Origin of the sequence: Promicromonospora iranensis (assembly GCF_028994805.1) — a bacterium.
In the GTDB taxonomy this organism is placed as follows: Bacteria; Actinomycetota; Actinomycetes; order Actinomycetales; family Cellulomonadaceae; genus Promicromonospora; species Promicromonospora iranensis.
Genome location: NZ_JAJQQP010000003.1, coordinates 213073 through 228024, shown reverse-complemented (window position 1 = coordinate 228024; position 14952 = coordinate 213073). Strand labels below are relative to the sequence as shown.

At 71.3% G+C, this 14952-nt stretch carries 11 protein-coding genes; 4 read left to right on the top strand and 7 right to left on the bottom strand.

The annotated features are described in order from the left end of the window. Positions 1-136 precede the first annotated feature (136 nt). From proB to rplU, 4 genes are all read right to left on the bottom strand, one after another. Entirely contained in the window at positions 137-1300 is a 1164-nt protein-coding gene (gene proB / locus LUM46_RS05975; RefSeq protein WP_374726971.1) for a glutamate 5-kinase, read from the bottom strand. A gap of 72 nt (positions 1301-1372) precedes the next feature. Next, entirely contained in the window at positions 1373-2893 is a 1521-nt protein-coding gene (obgE, locus tag LUM46_RS05970; RefSeq protein WP_274992862.1) for a GTPase ObgE, read from the bottom strand. 113 nt (positions 2894-3006) lie between these two features. Next, complete coding sequence (gene rpmA / locus LUM46_RS05965) at positions 3007-3264, bottom strand: 50S ribosomal protein L27 (protein WP_274992861.1); 258 nt, start codon at positions 3262-3264, stop codon at positions 3007-3009. Between the two features lie 78 nt (positions 3265-3342). After that, the gene (gene rplU / locus LUM46_RS05960) at positions 3343-3651 is read right to left on the bottom strand and encodes a 50S ribosomal protein L21 (RefSeq protein WP_274992860.1); all 309 of its coding nucleotides are present in this window, start codon (positions 3649-3651) and stop codon (positions 3343-3345) included. A gap of 401 nt (positions 3652-4052) precedes the next feature. Between rplU and LUM46_RS05955 the strand changes: the two genes are divergently transcribed. The 3 genes from LUM46_RS05955 (at position 4053) to LUM46_RS05945 (ending at position 7871) form a co-directional block, all read left to right on the top strand. Then, a complete protein-coding gene (locus LUM46_RS05955) occupies positions 4053-5882 on the top strand; it encodes a BCCT family transporter (RefSeq protein WP_274992859.1) in 1830 nt (609 codons plus the stop codon). Positions 5883-5950: 68 nt separating this feature from the next. Then, on the top strand, positions 5951-6550 hold the full coding sequence (locus tag LUM46_RS05950) for a protein-L-isoaspartate O-methyltransferase family protein (protein WP_274992858.1): 600 nt from the start codon (positions 5951-5953) through the stop codon (positions 6548-6550). Between the two features lie 211 nt (positions 6551-6761). Continuing rightward, positions 6762-7871, top strand: a complete 1110-nt coding sequence (locus LUM46_RS05945) for a fatty acid desaturase family protein (protein ID WP_274992857.1) — start codon at positions 6762-6764, stop codon at positions 7869-7871. Positions 7872-7994: 123 nt separating this feature from the next. Here the strand turns inward: LUM46_RS05945 and LUM46_RS05940 are convergent, their stop codons facing one another. Next, a complete protein-coding gene (locus tag LUM46_RS05940; RefSeq protein WP_274992856.1) occupies positions 7995-8687 on the bottom strand; it encodes a thymidine kinase in 693 nt (230 codons plus the stop codon). A 34-nt stretch (positions 8688-8721) separates the two neighbouring features. On the opposite strand from LUM46_RS05940, the gene LUM46_RS05935 reads away from it, so the two are divergent. Beyond that, the gene (locus LUM46_RS05935; protein ID WP_274992855.1) at positions 8722-9384 is read left to right on the top strand and encodes an alpha/beta fold hydrolase; all 663 of its coding nucleotides are present in this window, start codon (positions 8722-8724) and stop codon (positions 9382-9384) included. 12 nt (positions 9385-9396) lie between these two features. On the opposite strand, the gene LUM46_RS05930 is transcribed toward LUM46_RS05935, so the two are convergent. After that, complete coding sequence (locus LUM46_RS05930; RefSeq protein WP_274992854.1) at positions 9397-10542, bottom strand: acyltransferase family protein; 1146 nt, start codon at positions 10540-10542, stop codon at positions 9397-9399. A gap of 212 nt (positions 10543-10754) precedes the next feature. Next, the gene (locus LUM46_RS05925; protein WP_310243093.1) at positions 10755-14555 is read right to left on the bottom strand and encodes an Rne/Rng family ribonuclease; all 3801 of its coding nucleotides are present in this window, start codon (positions 14553-14555) and stop codon (positions 10755-10757) included. Positions 14556-14952 lie beyond the last annotated feature (397 nt).

Below are 14952 nucleotides of genomic sequence, written 5' to 3'. Positions count from 1 at the left end.
AAGGCAAGCGACCGAAGTCGACAACAGATCCGTGCAACGGACCGAACTCGAGCCAGCTGGATCAGGCCGTCAGCCGGTCAGCCCGATCAGGCCGACCACGGATCGGGCCGCCGACCGGATCGGCCCCTCGGACAGTTCAACTCGTCGGCCGGTCGAGCACCAGGTCGTCCCGGTGCACGACGACGCGGTCGTATCCCTCCCCCAGCTCCTCGCGGAGCGCGTACGTGGAGCGCCCCAGGAGCGCGGGGAGGTCGCCGGCGTCGAACGCGACGAGCCCGCGCGCGACCACCGTGCCGTCGGGCGCGACGAGCTCCACGGGGTCGCCCGCGTCGAACTGGCCCTCGGCCTTCGTGATCCCGGCAGGCAGCAGCGAGGCGCGGCCGCCGAGAACGGCACGCGCGGCGCCGTCGTCCAGGTGGAGGCGGCCCTCCGTGCGGGCGGCGTGGGCGATCCACAGCCGGCGCGCCGAGGTGCGGCGTCCGGCGGCGGCGAAGAACGTGCCGACGTCGTCGCCGGCCAGCGCGGCGGCCGCGTTGCCGGCGAGCGTCAGGACGGTGGGGACGCCCGCGCCGGTGGCGATCCGCACCGACTCCAGCTTGGTGACCATCCCTCCGGTGCCGACGGCGCTACCGCGAGCGGTCACCTCGACACCGGCGATCTCCGCGAGGTCCTCGACCAGCGGGATGCGGCGGGCGCCGGGGCGCGACGGCGGGGCGTCGTGCAGCCCGTCGACGTCGGTCAGGAGCAGCAGCGCGTCGGCCAGCACGAGGTGCGACACGAGCGCCGCGAGGCGGTCGTTGTCGCCGAACTTCAGCTCGTCGGTGGTCACGGCGTCGTTCTCGTTGATGACCGGGACGACACCCAGCGCGAGGAGCCGGTCCAGCGCCCGCTGCGCGTTGCGGTAGCGGGCGCGACGGACGGTGTCCTCGGCGGTGAGCAGGATCTGTCCGATCTGGATCCCGAACGCCGCGAACTCCTCCTGGTACCGGCCGGCAAGCTGCCCCTGCCCCACCGACGCCGCGGCCTGCATGGTGGCAAGGTCGCGCGGTCGTGTACCGAGCCCGAGCGGGCCGATGCCCGCCGAGATGGCGCCCGAGGTGACCAGCACGATCTGGGTGCCCGCGGCATGTCGCGCCGCGAGGACCTCGACGACCCCGCGCAGCGCTCCGACGTCGAGGTGACCGTCCGGACCCGTCAGGGACGACGAGCCGATCTTCACCACCACCCGCCGGGCACCGGCGATCACGGACCGAGCGCGCGGGGCGTCCTGGGGGCTGGCCGAAGGTTCGATGGAGCTCACGCCCCCATCCTCGCCGGAGTACTGCCCGAGACGCGCGGCCATTTCACGCTCCGGTCACGCCCACCCCGCTGGTTACTCCACGTCCGGGTCGGTCCAGTGGCCGGCCTCGCGCTCGGTCCAGAGCTCGCGCCGGGCCTCGGTCTTGGCGTCCATGCGCTCGTTGAACTCCCGGCGCTTGTCGCCACGCGTCGGCCGGTCGCTCTGGTCGAGCCGCAGGTCGGTGCCCCGGCCGCCGAGCAGCTCGGGGCCGGTCTGCAGCGTGGGCTCCCAGTCGAAGACGACGGCGTTCTTCGGGTCGCCGATGCGCACCTCGTCGCCGGCGACGGCGCCCGCCTTGAACAGCCCGTCCTCGACGCCGATCTTGGCGAGCCGGTCCGCGAGGAAGCCGACCGCCTCGTCGTTGTTGAAGTCGGTCTGCTTCACCCAGCGCTCCGGCTTGGTCCCGCGTACCTCGAACCAGTAGCCGGTCTCCTCGCCACCGAGGCGGCGCACGGTGAATCTGGCCTCGTCGACGGCGCGGGGACGCAGCACGACCGGGGCTGGCGTGGGCGGAGGAGCCGCGGCGCGCGCCTTCTCCACGGTCTCGGCCAGGGCGAACTTCAGCTCGCGCAGGCCCTCGTGGCTGGCGGTCGAGATCTCGAACACGCGCAGCCCGCGCTCCTCGAGGTCCGCCTTCACGAACTCCGCGAGCTCGCGGGCCTCGGGCACGTCGATCTTGTTGAGCACCACCAGGCGGGGACGCTCGTTGAGCGGCATCCGGCCACCCTCGATGCCGATGTCCCCGGCGTAGTTGGCGAGTTCTTCCTCGATCACGTCGAGGTCGCTGATCGGGTCGCGACCGGGCTCCAGGGTGGCGCAGTCGAGCACGTGCACGATCATCGCCGTGCGCTCGATGTGCCGCAGGAACTCCAGGCCGAGGCCCTTGCCCTCGCTCGCGCCCGGGATCAGGCCGGGGACGTCCGCGACGGTGAACCGCGACTGGCCGGCCTGCACCACGCCCAGGTTCGGCACCAGGGTGGTGAACGGGTAGTCGGCGATCTTGGGCCGGGCGGCTGAGATCGCGGCGATCAGGGACGACTTGCCGGCGCTCGGGAAGCCCACGAGCGCGACGTCGGCGATCGTCTTGACCTCGAGCTCGATGTCGGCGGTATCGCCCTCCTCGCCGAGCAGCGCGAAGCCGGGGGCCTTGCGCGTCTGCGAGGACAGCGCCCGGTTGCCCAGGCCGCCCTTGCCGCCCGCGGCGACGACGTACTCGGCGCCCTCACCCACGAGGTCCGCCAGGACGTTGCCGTCCAGGTCCTTGACGACGGTGCCGTCCGGCACCTTCAGGATCAGGTCGCCGCCCTTGCTGCCGTCCTTGTCGCCGCCCATTCCCTGGGTGCCGGACGTCGCCCGCCGGTGCGGCGAGTGGTGGTACTCGAGCAGCGTGGTGGTGCTGGAGTCGACGACCAGCTTCACCGTGCCGCCGTCACCACCGTTGCCGCCGTCGGGCCCCGCGAGGGGCTTGAACTTCTCGCGGCGGATCGAGGCGCAGCCGTTCCCGCCGTTTCCCCCGGCGGCGTGGAGCACCACCCGGTCTACGAAGCTGGCCATGTCTCGATCCTCTCAAAAACTGCTCAGGCGGAGCTGCTCTGTACGAGCCGCTCAAGAAAAAGGCGAAGGGGACGCACCGTCACCGGTGCGCCCCCTTACGCGGAAACCGAGGCTCAGACCTCGGCGGCGACGATGTCGATGACCTTGCGGCCACGACGCGCACCGAACTGCACGGCGCCGGGGGTCAGGGCGAACAGCGTGTCGTCCTTGCCGCGGCCGACGTTGACGCCGGGGTGGAAGTGGGTGCCGCGCTGGCGGACGATGATCTCGCCGGCCTTGACGACCTGGCCACCGAAGCGCTTCACGCCGAGGCGCTGAGCGTTGGAGTCGCGACCGTTGCGCGAGGAGCTCGCGCCCTTCTTGTGTGCCATCTCAGGACCTGTCTTTCGGGACGAAGGAGAAGAAGAAGTATCGGGATCACGCGCGGGCCGTCAGGCCCGCAGCGGAAGTCACTTGATGGTGGTGACCTTGAGCCGGGTCAGCGACTGACGGTGACCCTGACGCTTGCGGTAACCGGTCTTGTTCTTGTACTTGAGGATCGTGATCTTGGGACCCTTCTCGTCCCGCACGACCTCAGCGGTGACCTTGACCTTCGCCAGCTTCTTCGCGTCGGTGGTCACCTTCTCCCCGTCCACGAGCAGGAGGGCCGGGAGCTCGAGGGTCTCACCGGGCTTCGCCTGGACACGGTCCATGACGACGATGCTCCCGACGGACACCTTCTCCTGACGGCCACCAGCCTTGACGATCGCGTACACCACGTTCAACTCATCTCTCTAGTCTTGGCGTGCGCGCACGACGGAGTCCATCGGCTTTGCTGTGACTCGCTCCGCCGCGGCGGTCGAGTGCGATGCGCCATGGGCACGCAGGACGGGTGCGCAGACAGCACACCGAAGTACCAGGTTACGCGACGCCCTCGACGGGTTCAAACCGGAGGGTGCGTGGCCTTGCCCACCTTTGAGCACCGAAGCGCGGGGCGGCCTGGCGCACCACCGTACCCGGAACCACGCCGCACGGCCGGCAGCACGCCGGCTCTCGCCCACCCGGCCCTTCTCGAAGTCACGAGTTGATATGCGCGAAACAAAGCCGGAATGCGCTGTCTGCTAACGTTCACGACTGTTTTTTGACCGAGCATTCTTCGCCGCACCGAGAGGAACCTCCGATGGCGAGCCGCAAGAACAACGGCAAACCCACCGAACATCCCGCCCTGCTGCCGGGCCTGGGCGTCGAGCGCACCTCCAGCAACTTCGGCACCAGCTGGGGTGTGTTCGCGTTCGCCGCCGTCATGGTGGCAGTCGTGATCATCTGGGGAGCCGCAGCGCCCGGGAGCCTCGCGACGGCGTCCAGCGCCGGCCTGGCCTGGGTCTCCGGCTCGTTCGGCTGGCTGTTCGGTCTGCTCACCTGCACGGTGTTCGCCTTCATGATGTGGCTCGGGTTCGGCCGCTACCGCAACATCCGACTGGGCCAGGACGACGAGAAGCCGGAGTTCTCCACCGGCTCGTGGCTCGCGATGCTGTTCTCCGCCGGCATCGGCATCGGCCTGCTCTTCTACGGCCCGTACGAGCCCATGACGCACTTCCTCGACCTGCCGCCGGCGTACGAGAACCTTGATCCGGGCACCAACCCGGCGATGCACTCGGCACTCGTGCAGACCCTGTTCCACTGGGGTCCCATGGCGTGGGCCTACTACGCGCTGGTGGGCGGGGCGGTCGCCTACGCCGCCTACCGCAAGGGGCGCACCCCGCTGATCTCCTCGCTCCTCGAGCCGATCTTCGGCGAGCGCACCAAGGGCCCGCTCGGCGCCGTCGTCGACTCGTTCGCGATCATCGTCACCCTGTTCGGCGTCGCCGTGTCGCTCGGCATCGGCGCACTGCAGATCGGCCGCGGCGTCGAGATCGTCGGCGGTACCGGCCCGCTCGGCAACGGCGCGATCATCGGCATCATCGCCGTGCTCTCGGTCGCGTTCATCGTCTCGGCCGTCTCGGGCGTGAAGCGCGGCATCCGCGCCCTCTCGAACATCAACATGGTGGTCGCGGGACTCCTCGGAGTCTTCGTGTTCGTCGTCGGCCCGACGGCGTTCCTGCTGAACCTGTTCCAGGGCACGCTCATGCAGTTCGTCGGCGACTCGTTCCGGCTCATGGCCCAGACCGCCGCCACCTCGCCCGACGCGCAGGCGTTCATGGACGGCTGGACCACCTACTACTGGGCGTGGTGGGTGTCCTGGACGCCGTTCGTGGGCCTGTTCATCGCGCGCATCAGCCGTGGCCGCACGCTCCGCGAGTTCGTCACCACCGTCATCGTGACACCGAGCGTCGTGTGCCTCGTGTGGTTCACGATCCTGGGTGGCACGTCGATGTGGATGGAGCAGGCCAACGGTGCGCTGAGCTCCGCCGAGTCGCCGCAGGACATGCTGTTCGCGCTGCTGCACCAGCTCCCGGCCGGCACGTTCACGTCGATCATCGCGATGCTCTCGATCATCATCTTCTTCGTGACGAGCGCCGACTCCGGTTCCGTCGTCATGGCGAGCCTGTCCCAGCGCGGCAACCCGAGCCCGAGCCCCTGGGTCACCGTGGTCTGGGGCATCGCACTGGCGACCATCGCCGCCGTCCTGCTCGTGGGCGGCGGTTCCGTCGCGCTGAACGGGCTGCAGAGCCTCGTCATCATCACGGCGCTGCCGTTCGCGCTGGTGGTGATCCTCGTGATGATCGCGTGGGGCAAGGACCTCGCCCGCGACCCGCAGACGCTGCGGCGCCGCTACGCCCGGGAGGCGATCGTCCAGGGTGTCCGCACCGGCATCGAGAAGCACGGCGACGACTTCGTGGTCGGCGTCGTGCGCACCGAGGGCGCCGACAACGGCGCAGGCGCCTGGCTCGACTCCGAGGACCCGGCACTCACCGAGTGGTACCGGCCGGAGGAGACCGAGCTGCCCACCAACGGGTCCGTGGAACCGACGGCGGACGCCGGGGAGCCCGAGCCCGTCGGCTCACGCTGAGCCCGCCCCGGGGTGGGCACGTGGCGACGTCGATCCGCCTGTGCCTACCCTGGGACCGGGTGATCCCGATGGTCTCTGAACCAGCAGCCGAGCACGACGACATCGAACGCGCCATGCGCGCGGTCCCTCGCCGCGAGTTCCTGCCGCGGGCACAGCGGCCGCTCGCACACCAGGACCGGCCGCTGCCGATCGGGCGGGGACAGACGTCGTCCCAGCCCGCCACGGTCGCCGCCATGCTCCGCCTGCTGCGGGTGCCCCTCGGCGCACGCGTGCTCGACGTCGGCGCGGGTTCCGGCTGGACCACGGCGCTGCTCGCCTATCTGGTCGGCCCCCAGGGCTCGGTGCTCGGTGTCGAGCGTGACAGCAGGCTCGCTGCCTGGGGCGGCGCCAACGTCGCGCGCACCGGGATGAGCTGGGCGAGCATCGAGCAGGCCATCCCCGGCACCCTCGGCCGCCCTCGGGAGCACGGCTGGGACCGGATCCTCGTGTCGGCGGCATCCCCCGCGCTGCCTCGTGCACTGGTCGAGCAGGTCGGCTACGGCGGCCGCATGGTCATCCCCGTCCGGACGACGCTGCTGCTCATCGAGCGGCTGCCGGACGGCCGCACCCGCGCGACCGACCACGGTGGATACCGGTTCGTGCCGCTCATCGAGGATCCGGAGACATGACCCCAAACCGGGGCACACGGTACTTTCCGGACCGATCTGGCTGGGAACTCACAAGCATTGGTCAATGCACTGTCTAAAAGCCTTCGCGAGGCGTCCACATCTGCCCCTCGCGACCGTAACCTACGGTCCCGTAGGCTCAGGGTATCTGCACGATGGACGAAACCGTCCGACTCCACGGCTGAGAAGTCGACACCGAGCATGTGAGGACCACATGGCCCAAGCTGCCCCCATCGTCCGCGACGGCTTCCGCCCGACGAAACCCCGCGACCCCAATGCGCAGCCGGTGACCAGCACGTACACGTCGCTGGCACGCACCGTGCGCGACGCCGGACTGCTCAACCGGGCGCACCACTACTACGCCTGGACCCTCGTCGCGCTCACCGTTGCGCTCGGCGGGATCATCACCGGATTCGTCCTGCTGGGCGACTCCTGGTTCCAGCTCCTGATGGCCGGAGCACTCGGCCTGGTGCTGACCCAGTTCGCCTTCCTGGCGCACGAGGCGTCGCACCGCCAGATCTTCGAGTCCGGACGCCGGAACGACCGCGTGGGCCGTCTGCTCGCCAACGCGGTGGTCGGCATCAGCTACTCCTGGTGGATGAACAAGCACACGCGGCACCACGCGAACCCGAACCGGGTCGACAAGGACCCGGACATCGCGAACGACACGATCGCCTTCACGGAGGAAGGCGTGCGCCAGCACCGCGGGCTCAAGCGGTGGATCAACCGCTACCAGGGCTGGCTGTTCTTCCCCCTCCTCACGCTCGAGGGTCTGAACCTGCACATCACCTCCGTCCAGTCCCTCTTCAAGGGATCGCCGGAGACGCTCCGGTCCCGCGTACTCGAGCTGGTCACCATCGCGGTGCGCCTCAGCGTGTACATCGCGGTCCTGTTCCTGGTGCTGCCCGTGGGCATGGCCTTCGCGTTCCTCGGCGTCCAGATGGCGGTGTTCGGCGTCTACATGGGGGCGTCGTTCGCCCCGAACCACAAGGGCATGGCGATCATCCCCGCCGACAGCAAGCTCGACTTCCTCTCGAAGCAGGTGCTGACCTCGCGCAACATCCGCGGTGGACGGTTCATGAACATCCTCATGGGCGGGCTCAACTTCCAGACCGAGCACCACCTGTTCCCGAGCATGCCGCGACCGCACCTCATCAAGGCGGCTGAGATCGTCCGCGAGCACTGCGCGAACGTCGGGGTCACCTACACGGAGACGAGCCTGGGCCAGTCGTACCTGATCGTCGTCGAGTACCTCAACCGGGTGGGTCTCGCCGCACGCGACCCGTTCGACTGCCCGGAATACCACTCGCTCCGCAAGGTCTGACCTCCGGGGCAGCAGCAGACCTTGCCGCGCCGCACGGCGCGAGCGGTCGGTAGGACGTCAGGTGGTCGGCAGCTCAGGCTGCCGACCACCTGACTTTCTGCCGACCACCGGGCGTACTGCCGTTCACCCGCCCAGGTCGGCGTGCCGGCGACAGCGAGCCTCGTACGACTCCTCGCCGCCGACGTGCGCGGCGACCGGTACGAGCGCGTCGCCAGGGTCCGTCGGGCCGGCGCCGGACACGGGTGGCGCCCCCGCCACCCGCACGTGGAACGCGGCGTCCGCGCCGCACACGGAGCACACGGCGGTGAGCTTCTCGACCGACTCGGCGAGCGCCATCAGCTCCGGCAGGGGCGAGAAGGGCTGCCCGTCGAACGTGACCGACAGCCCGGCCACCACCACGACGAGCCCGCGGCGTGCGAGGTCCGCCGCCACAGGGACCAGGCCGGCGCCGAAGAACTGCGCCTCGTCGATCGCGACGAGCTCGATCTCCGCCGCGTCCTCCCGGTCGGCGTCTCGAGCTCCCCCGCCGGGCCCGGTGCCGGGTCCGGAGCCGGGTCCCGCGCCCGGTCCGGTGCGGGCCGCGACCAGCGCGAGGATGTCCGCGGCGTCCGACACCGTGTGCGAGGGCACGCCCAGCCCCGAGTGCGAGCTCACCCTGCCGGGACCGCTGCGGGCGTCCAGCGCATGGCTCACCACCAGCACGCCGCGCCGGGCGATGCGGGCGCGGCGCACCCGGCGCAGCAGCTCCTCGGACTTGCCCGCGAACATCGGACCGGCGATCACTTCGAGGCGCCCAGCGCCCAGGCCGTCTTTCATGGAGGTCAGTCAAGCATTCCGCTACGTTGGCGACATGGCTGGCGACGTCGAGACCGTGCTCTTCCTTCCTGGGCTCGGTGCCGGGGTCGACCCGTGGGATGCCCAGCTGCGCGCACTGCCCTCCGGGTTCACCGGCCTCGCCCCGGACATCCCGGGGCTCGACCAGGCAGCGACGCCGGGCGGGTTCACGCTCGCGGGTGCGGCCCTGGCGCTGCGTGACCTGCTCGACGAGCGGGGGGTCGAGCGGGCACACGTCTGCGGGCTGTCCCTCGGCGCGATGACCGCCACCCAGCTCGCACTCGACTTTCCCGAGCGGATCGCCTCCCTCGTGCTCTCGGGCAGCCAGGTCCGACCGCACCCTGCGCTGATGCTGATCCAGCGCACGATCATCCGGATGCTGCCGGAGCGCACCGCCGAGGGCATGGCCATGACCAAGGCGCAGTGGCTCGGCGCCCTCCGGGTGGTCGCGGACACGGACTTCCGCGGGAAGCTCGCGAGCATCCAGGCGCCGACCCTCGTGCTGTGCGGCAGCCGCGACGTCGCCAACATCCCGGCCGCACGGGAGATCGCCGCTGTCGTGCCGAACGCCGAGCTGCGCATCGTCCCCCGCGCCGGCCACCCGTGGAACCAGCAGTACCCGGAGCTCTTCTCCCGGACGATCGCCGACTTCTACACCCGGTTGTCGGCGGCCGGCTGACTCCGGCCGCCGCTACAGGACCCGGGCGACCCCCGGGATGCGCCGCAGCAGGTGGGCGAAGCCCCAGCACAGCGGGACCGCGAGAGCGAGCAGGATCAGGAACTTCACGCCGGCCGGGGCGACGAGCGGAGCGAACAGCACCGCCACACCGACCAGCACCAGCGGGTGGATGACGTACACCGCGAAGGAGTTCCGTGCCGCCCACCGGGCCCACGCGGGCGTGGCCGAGAACCGCTCCCGGAACAGGACCAGCAGCGCCACGACCATGCTCACCGCGAAGACGTTCTCGGCGAGGGAGGAACCCAGCTGGGCGAGCAGCCCGGCGCCGGGCGCCGTCGCGAGGGCGGCGGTGCCGAGGGCCAGCCCCAGGCTGACGAGCGCCACGACCAGCGCCACGCGCCCCTGCCGCACGGTGAGCGTGGTGAGCCAGCCGCGGCGCGATGCCAGCAGACCGACCACGAAGAGGATCACGTACTGCGGCAGGTATGCCGGGGAGGGCATGCCGGAGAACTCCCAGTAGGTCCCGGACGGCACCACGAGCCGCCAGAAGAACGTCGCCACGGTCAGCAGCACCACCAGACCCGTGATCCCCCGGAAGCGGACCGGCTGAGGCTGGGCCTCGACCACCGTCGACCCGGCGTCGGGCAGACCGGACCGCGCGGCCGAACGGGCGCGCAGCGCGCGGTAGGCGGCGTACGCGAGCGACATCACCAGGAGCACCTCGACGAACCAGAGCGGTCCGACGTCACCCGCGGTGAACCAGAACTGCAGGAACGACTCCCCCTCGGCGCTGCGCGCCGGCCACTCCTGCAGGGACAGGACCGGCCGGGCCACCAGCCAGTACGCCGCCAGCGGGACGCCGAGCCGGAGCAGGCGGTCCCTCGCGAAGGTACCGGCCCCCTTGCGGTCCACCGACCCCGGGACGAACAGGCCGGAGAGCAGGAAGAAGAAGCCCATGAAATAGAGCTGGTTCACGATCACGAACAGCATCAGTGCGACGCCCGACGGGCTCGTGCTCGGCTCGGTCCAGTACCAGAGCGGGAGCGCGCCGTAGGTCAGGGCGCTGTGGTGCGCCAGGACCAGCACGGTCAGCAGCACCCGCAGGTTGTCGACGTACCCCAGCCGGGTCACCGTCGGCCGTACAGCGGTCGTTGTCATCGTGGTCTCCGAGTCGTCATGGTTCGTTGCTCCATCGGTTCATTACTTGACTAATGAACCACAGAACAGGCCTCGGCCGCAAGGGAGAACCGGGATGGGGCGTCCCGCGAGCGGTGCGGGCACAAAAAACGAGGGCCGCCACCTCGCGGTGGCGACCCTCGTGCAGATCAGGTCAGAGGCCGAACAGCCTCGCCCAGAATCCCTTCTTCTGCTCAGGCGACCTCGTCGCCAGCTCCTTTGGGCGGTTCCGGCTGCCCAGTGCCGGAGCCCCCCTCCGGCGCGTCGCTCGTCGACCGCGCGGTGTCCGCCGGCGAGTCCGCTGAGTCGGGTGAGCTCGGCGAGTCTGCCGAGCCGGAGACCGCGGACGTCGACGACGTGACGCCGGCCGAGCTCGCGGTCGGCAGCTGGATCTGGTCGAGGCTGGCGGGGCCGTCCTCCGACGAGTCCTTCGTCTCGTGCGCGTGCTGCGCGGCGGCAGCGATCGTGGCGAGCGTGGCCTTGACGGCCTCGCGGGCCTCGGACCGCTCCTCGGGCAGGCTGGCGATCGGCGCGGTGGGCTCCAGCGCGGGAGCCACCTTGTCCTTGCCCTCCTTGCCACGCTTGCGGCGCGCACGCGCCGAACGCGGACCCTCGTCCGACGCCGCCGGAGCGCCGCCGGAGCTCGTGCCGTTGCCCGACTTCTCGATCGGCTCCTCGTGCACGATGAACCCGCGGCCCTTGCAGTGCTCGCAGGTCTCCGAGAAGGCCTCGACCAGGCCCTGGCCCACACGCTTACGCGTCATCTGGACCAGGCCGAGCGAGGTGACCTCGGCCACCTGGTGCTTGGTGCGGTCCCTGCCGAGGCACTCGACCAGACGGCGCAGCACGAGGTCACGGTTGGACTCGAGCACCATGTCGATGAAGTCGATGACGATGATGCCGCCGATGTCCCGCAGGCGAAGCTGCCGCACGATCTCCTCGGCCGCCTCGAGGTTGTTCCGGGTGACGGTCTCCTCGAGCGTGCCGCCCGCACCGGTGAACTTGCCGGTGTTGACGTCCACGACGGTCATGGCCTCGGTGCGGTCGATGACCAGCGAGCCGCCCGAGGGCAGCCAGACCTTGCGGTCCATGCCCTTGGCGAGCTGCTCGTCCACGCGGTGCACGGAGAACACGTCGGTGTTCTCGACCCACTTGGACACGCGCTCGCGCAGGTCAGGAGCAAGCTCTTCGACGTAGTGCGCGATCTCGTCCCACGCGCCCTCGCCCTGGACGATCAGCGACGAGAAGTCGTCGTTGAAGATGTCGCGGACCACGCGGATCGCCATGTCCGGCTCGCCCTGCAGCAGGGCAGGGGCGTTGGCCTTCTTGGACTTGGCCTGGATGGCGTCCCACTGGCCCTGCAGCCGCTCGACGTCGGCGCGCAGCTCGTCCTCGCTCGCCCCCTCGGCGGCCGTGCGCACGATGACGCCGGCACCCTCGGGGACCACCTCGCGGAGGATCTTCTTGAGGCGAGACCGCTCGGTGTCCGGCAGCTTGCGGCTGATGCCGGTCATGCCGCCACCCGGCACGAACACCAGGTACCGGCCCGCGAGCGTGACCTGGCTGGTGAGCCGGGCGCCCTTGTGGCCGATCGGGTCCTTGGTGACCTGCACCAGGACCGAGTCGCCCGACTTCAGCGCCTGCTCGATCCGGCGCGGCTGGCCCTCGAGACCCGCCGCGTCCCAGTTGACCTCACCCGCGTACAGCACGGCGTTGCGGCCCTTGCCGACGTCGACGAACGCCGCCTCCATGGAGGGCAGCACGTTCTGGACGCGGCCCAGGTAGACGTTGCCGGCCATCGACGCCTGCGACTGCTGCGAGACGTAGTGCTCCACGAGCACACCGTCCTCCAGCACCGCGATCTGCGTGCGGCCGTCCTTCTCGCGCACGATCATCGACCGCTGCACCGACTCCCGGCGGGCCAGGAACTCGGCCTCGGTGATGATCTGGCGACGACGGCCGTGGTCCCGCCCCTCCCGGCGACGCTGACGCTTCGCCTCGAGACGCGTGGACCCCTTGAGCGCGGTGACCTCGTCGGACCGGCCCGTGCGGACGGCGGCCGCCTCGGCGCGCTCGCCCCGCGTACCCCGGCGGCGGCGACGACGGCGGCGGCTGCCGCCCTCACCCTCGCCCTCGGTGTCGCCGGTGTCCTGAGCCGAGTCCTGCTCGTCCTCGTCCTCGGCGGCCGCCTGCGCGTCCTCCTCGGAGTCGTCGTCCTGGTCCTCGTCCGCCGAGTCGTCCCCGTCGTCCGTGCGGTTCGCGCGACCGCCGCGGCGGCCCCGTCCGCCCCGACGCCGACGGCGGCGCGACGGGCGCACCTCTTCGTCGTCGTACTCCTCGAAGTCCGCCGGGGCGAGCTCCTCGATCTCGACGCCCTCGGCGGCCAGCTCCTCCTCGATCGCGCCGACCTCGTCCACGGCGGCGGCGTCGTCCTCGCTCAGCTGGGCCGCGACGAACTCCGGCGTCGCGGGAGCGCTCGCCTCACGGGCAGGGGCCTGCGCAGGTACGTCGACGACGGGCTCCGCCACGGCCTCGGCCGGCGCGGCGTCCTGGGCCTCGGCCCGGGTGGCCGGCTCGGTGCTGGGACCGGTACGACGCACCGCCCGGCGGGAACCGGACCGGCGCGCCCTGGGCTCGGCCGGGGCCTCGGTCTTCGCCTCGGTCTTCGCCTCGGTCTTCGCCTGGGGCTCCGTCCTGGCCTCGGTCGCCTGCTCTGTCCGCTCCTCGGCGGGGCGCTCCACAGCAGGCTCCGCCGCCCGCACGGGCGCCTCGGCAGCCGGCTCGACGGGGCGCGCGACCGGACGGGCGAACTGCGGCGTCAGGTCCTGCGCACGGGGCGGCCCGGCGGGAGCCTGGGCACGCCGCGAACGGCGGCCGGCCGACTCGTCGGGTGCCTGGAAGAGCAGCGCGGTCGTGGCGAGGCGCGGAGCGCGCGTCCCCGACGCCGTCACTGCGGGTGACACCGCAGGCTGCGCGGGCGCCTCGGCGGCCGGCTGCTCAGCGGCGGGAGCCTCGGCGGCGGCGGTCTCGGTCGGCTCCGCAGCCGCACGACTGCTGCGGCGACCGCGGGTCCTCGGGGCCGGCTCGGCGGGGACCTCGTCGGCCGGGGCCGCGGACGCCAGAGCCTCCGTCGGCGCCTCGACCGCCTGGTTCTCCTCGGCCGGAGCTGCGGCGACGGGCGCCTCGGGGGTCTCCTCGACCGGCGCGGCCTCGGCCACGGTCTCGGCCGCAGGCTCGGCGACGACGGGCTTGCGACGCGACCGCGCACGCTTCGGGGCGGCCTCGGCGGCCGGCTCGGCCGGGGTCTCCGCCACCGGCTCCGCCTTCTTGCGGGTACGACGCTTCGGAGCGGTCTTCTCGAGCTCCGCGGCCGGACCGCCGGGCAGGACGATGTCGTCGAGGCTCGCGACCTGGCGTGCCGGGGCGTCGACGGGCGTCGACGCGGGCTCCGGCAGCACGATGTCGACCGGTGCCGCCTCCTCGGCGGGCGCCGCGGCCGGCTCCTCGACGGGAGCCTCGGGCTCGGCCACCTCGACGGTCTCGGGCTCGGCGGCCGGCACGGCCTCGACAGTGACATCCGTCTCAGTCGGGACCGGCTCGTTCACGGCAACGGGCTCCGCGGCGACCGGCTCGGCCGCCGTCGGCTCGGCGGCGGCCGGTGCGGGCGCCGTGGGGGACGAGACGCCCCGTGTGGCACGGCGGCGCGGGCGCTTGGCGGCCGGCTCGACGGTCGCAGAGGTCGCCACGACGGCGGTGCCGCCGGTGGTTACCGGCTGCGACCCGGCAGGGGTCTCGGCGGGCTCGGACGACCCGACGACGATGGGCTCGACGTTCGCCGTCGAGACGACGGACCGGGTGACACGACGACGCGGACGCTTGGCCGGCGTCGTGCCCGCCGGAGCCTCCCCACCAGTGGTGACCTGGGCGTTCGCCTCAGATGCGTCGTGATCATCCTGTGACCCGTTGGTCGAACCGGTGGTGCTGGAAGGCGTCACGTGAGGTACTCCTGTAGCCGGCGCCCGCCCCACACCACGCGGACCGCCAGGCGGTCGGTCGTCCGGCAATGCATCGCGGCGAAGCGACACATCCGGGCGGAAGTCTCGGCTGCGGCCCTGTTCCTGCGATCTTCGCGGACGCCTGCGGCCACGTTCTGTCGTGACTGCGGCACCGCGTGCGGATCGCGGGCAGTGTTGGACTCTGCAGGCCGCGCAGGGATGTGGGCCTACGCGGGTTCGTCAAGTATCGCACAGGAGAACGACCCCGCCCTGCGGGGGTCCAAGTGCGTGTACTCTGCCTTGTGAAGACATTCACAAGCGACGGATTCACCCCGCGGCACCGCGTCGACCTGCTGGATCAGGCCTAGCGTCCACCCGGGCAGAGCCGTTCGGAGAC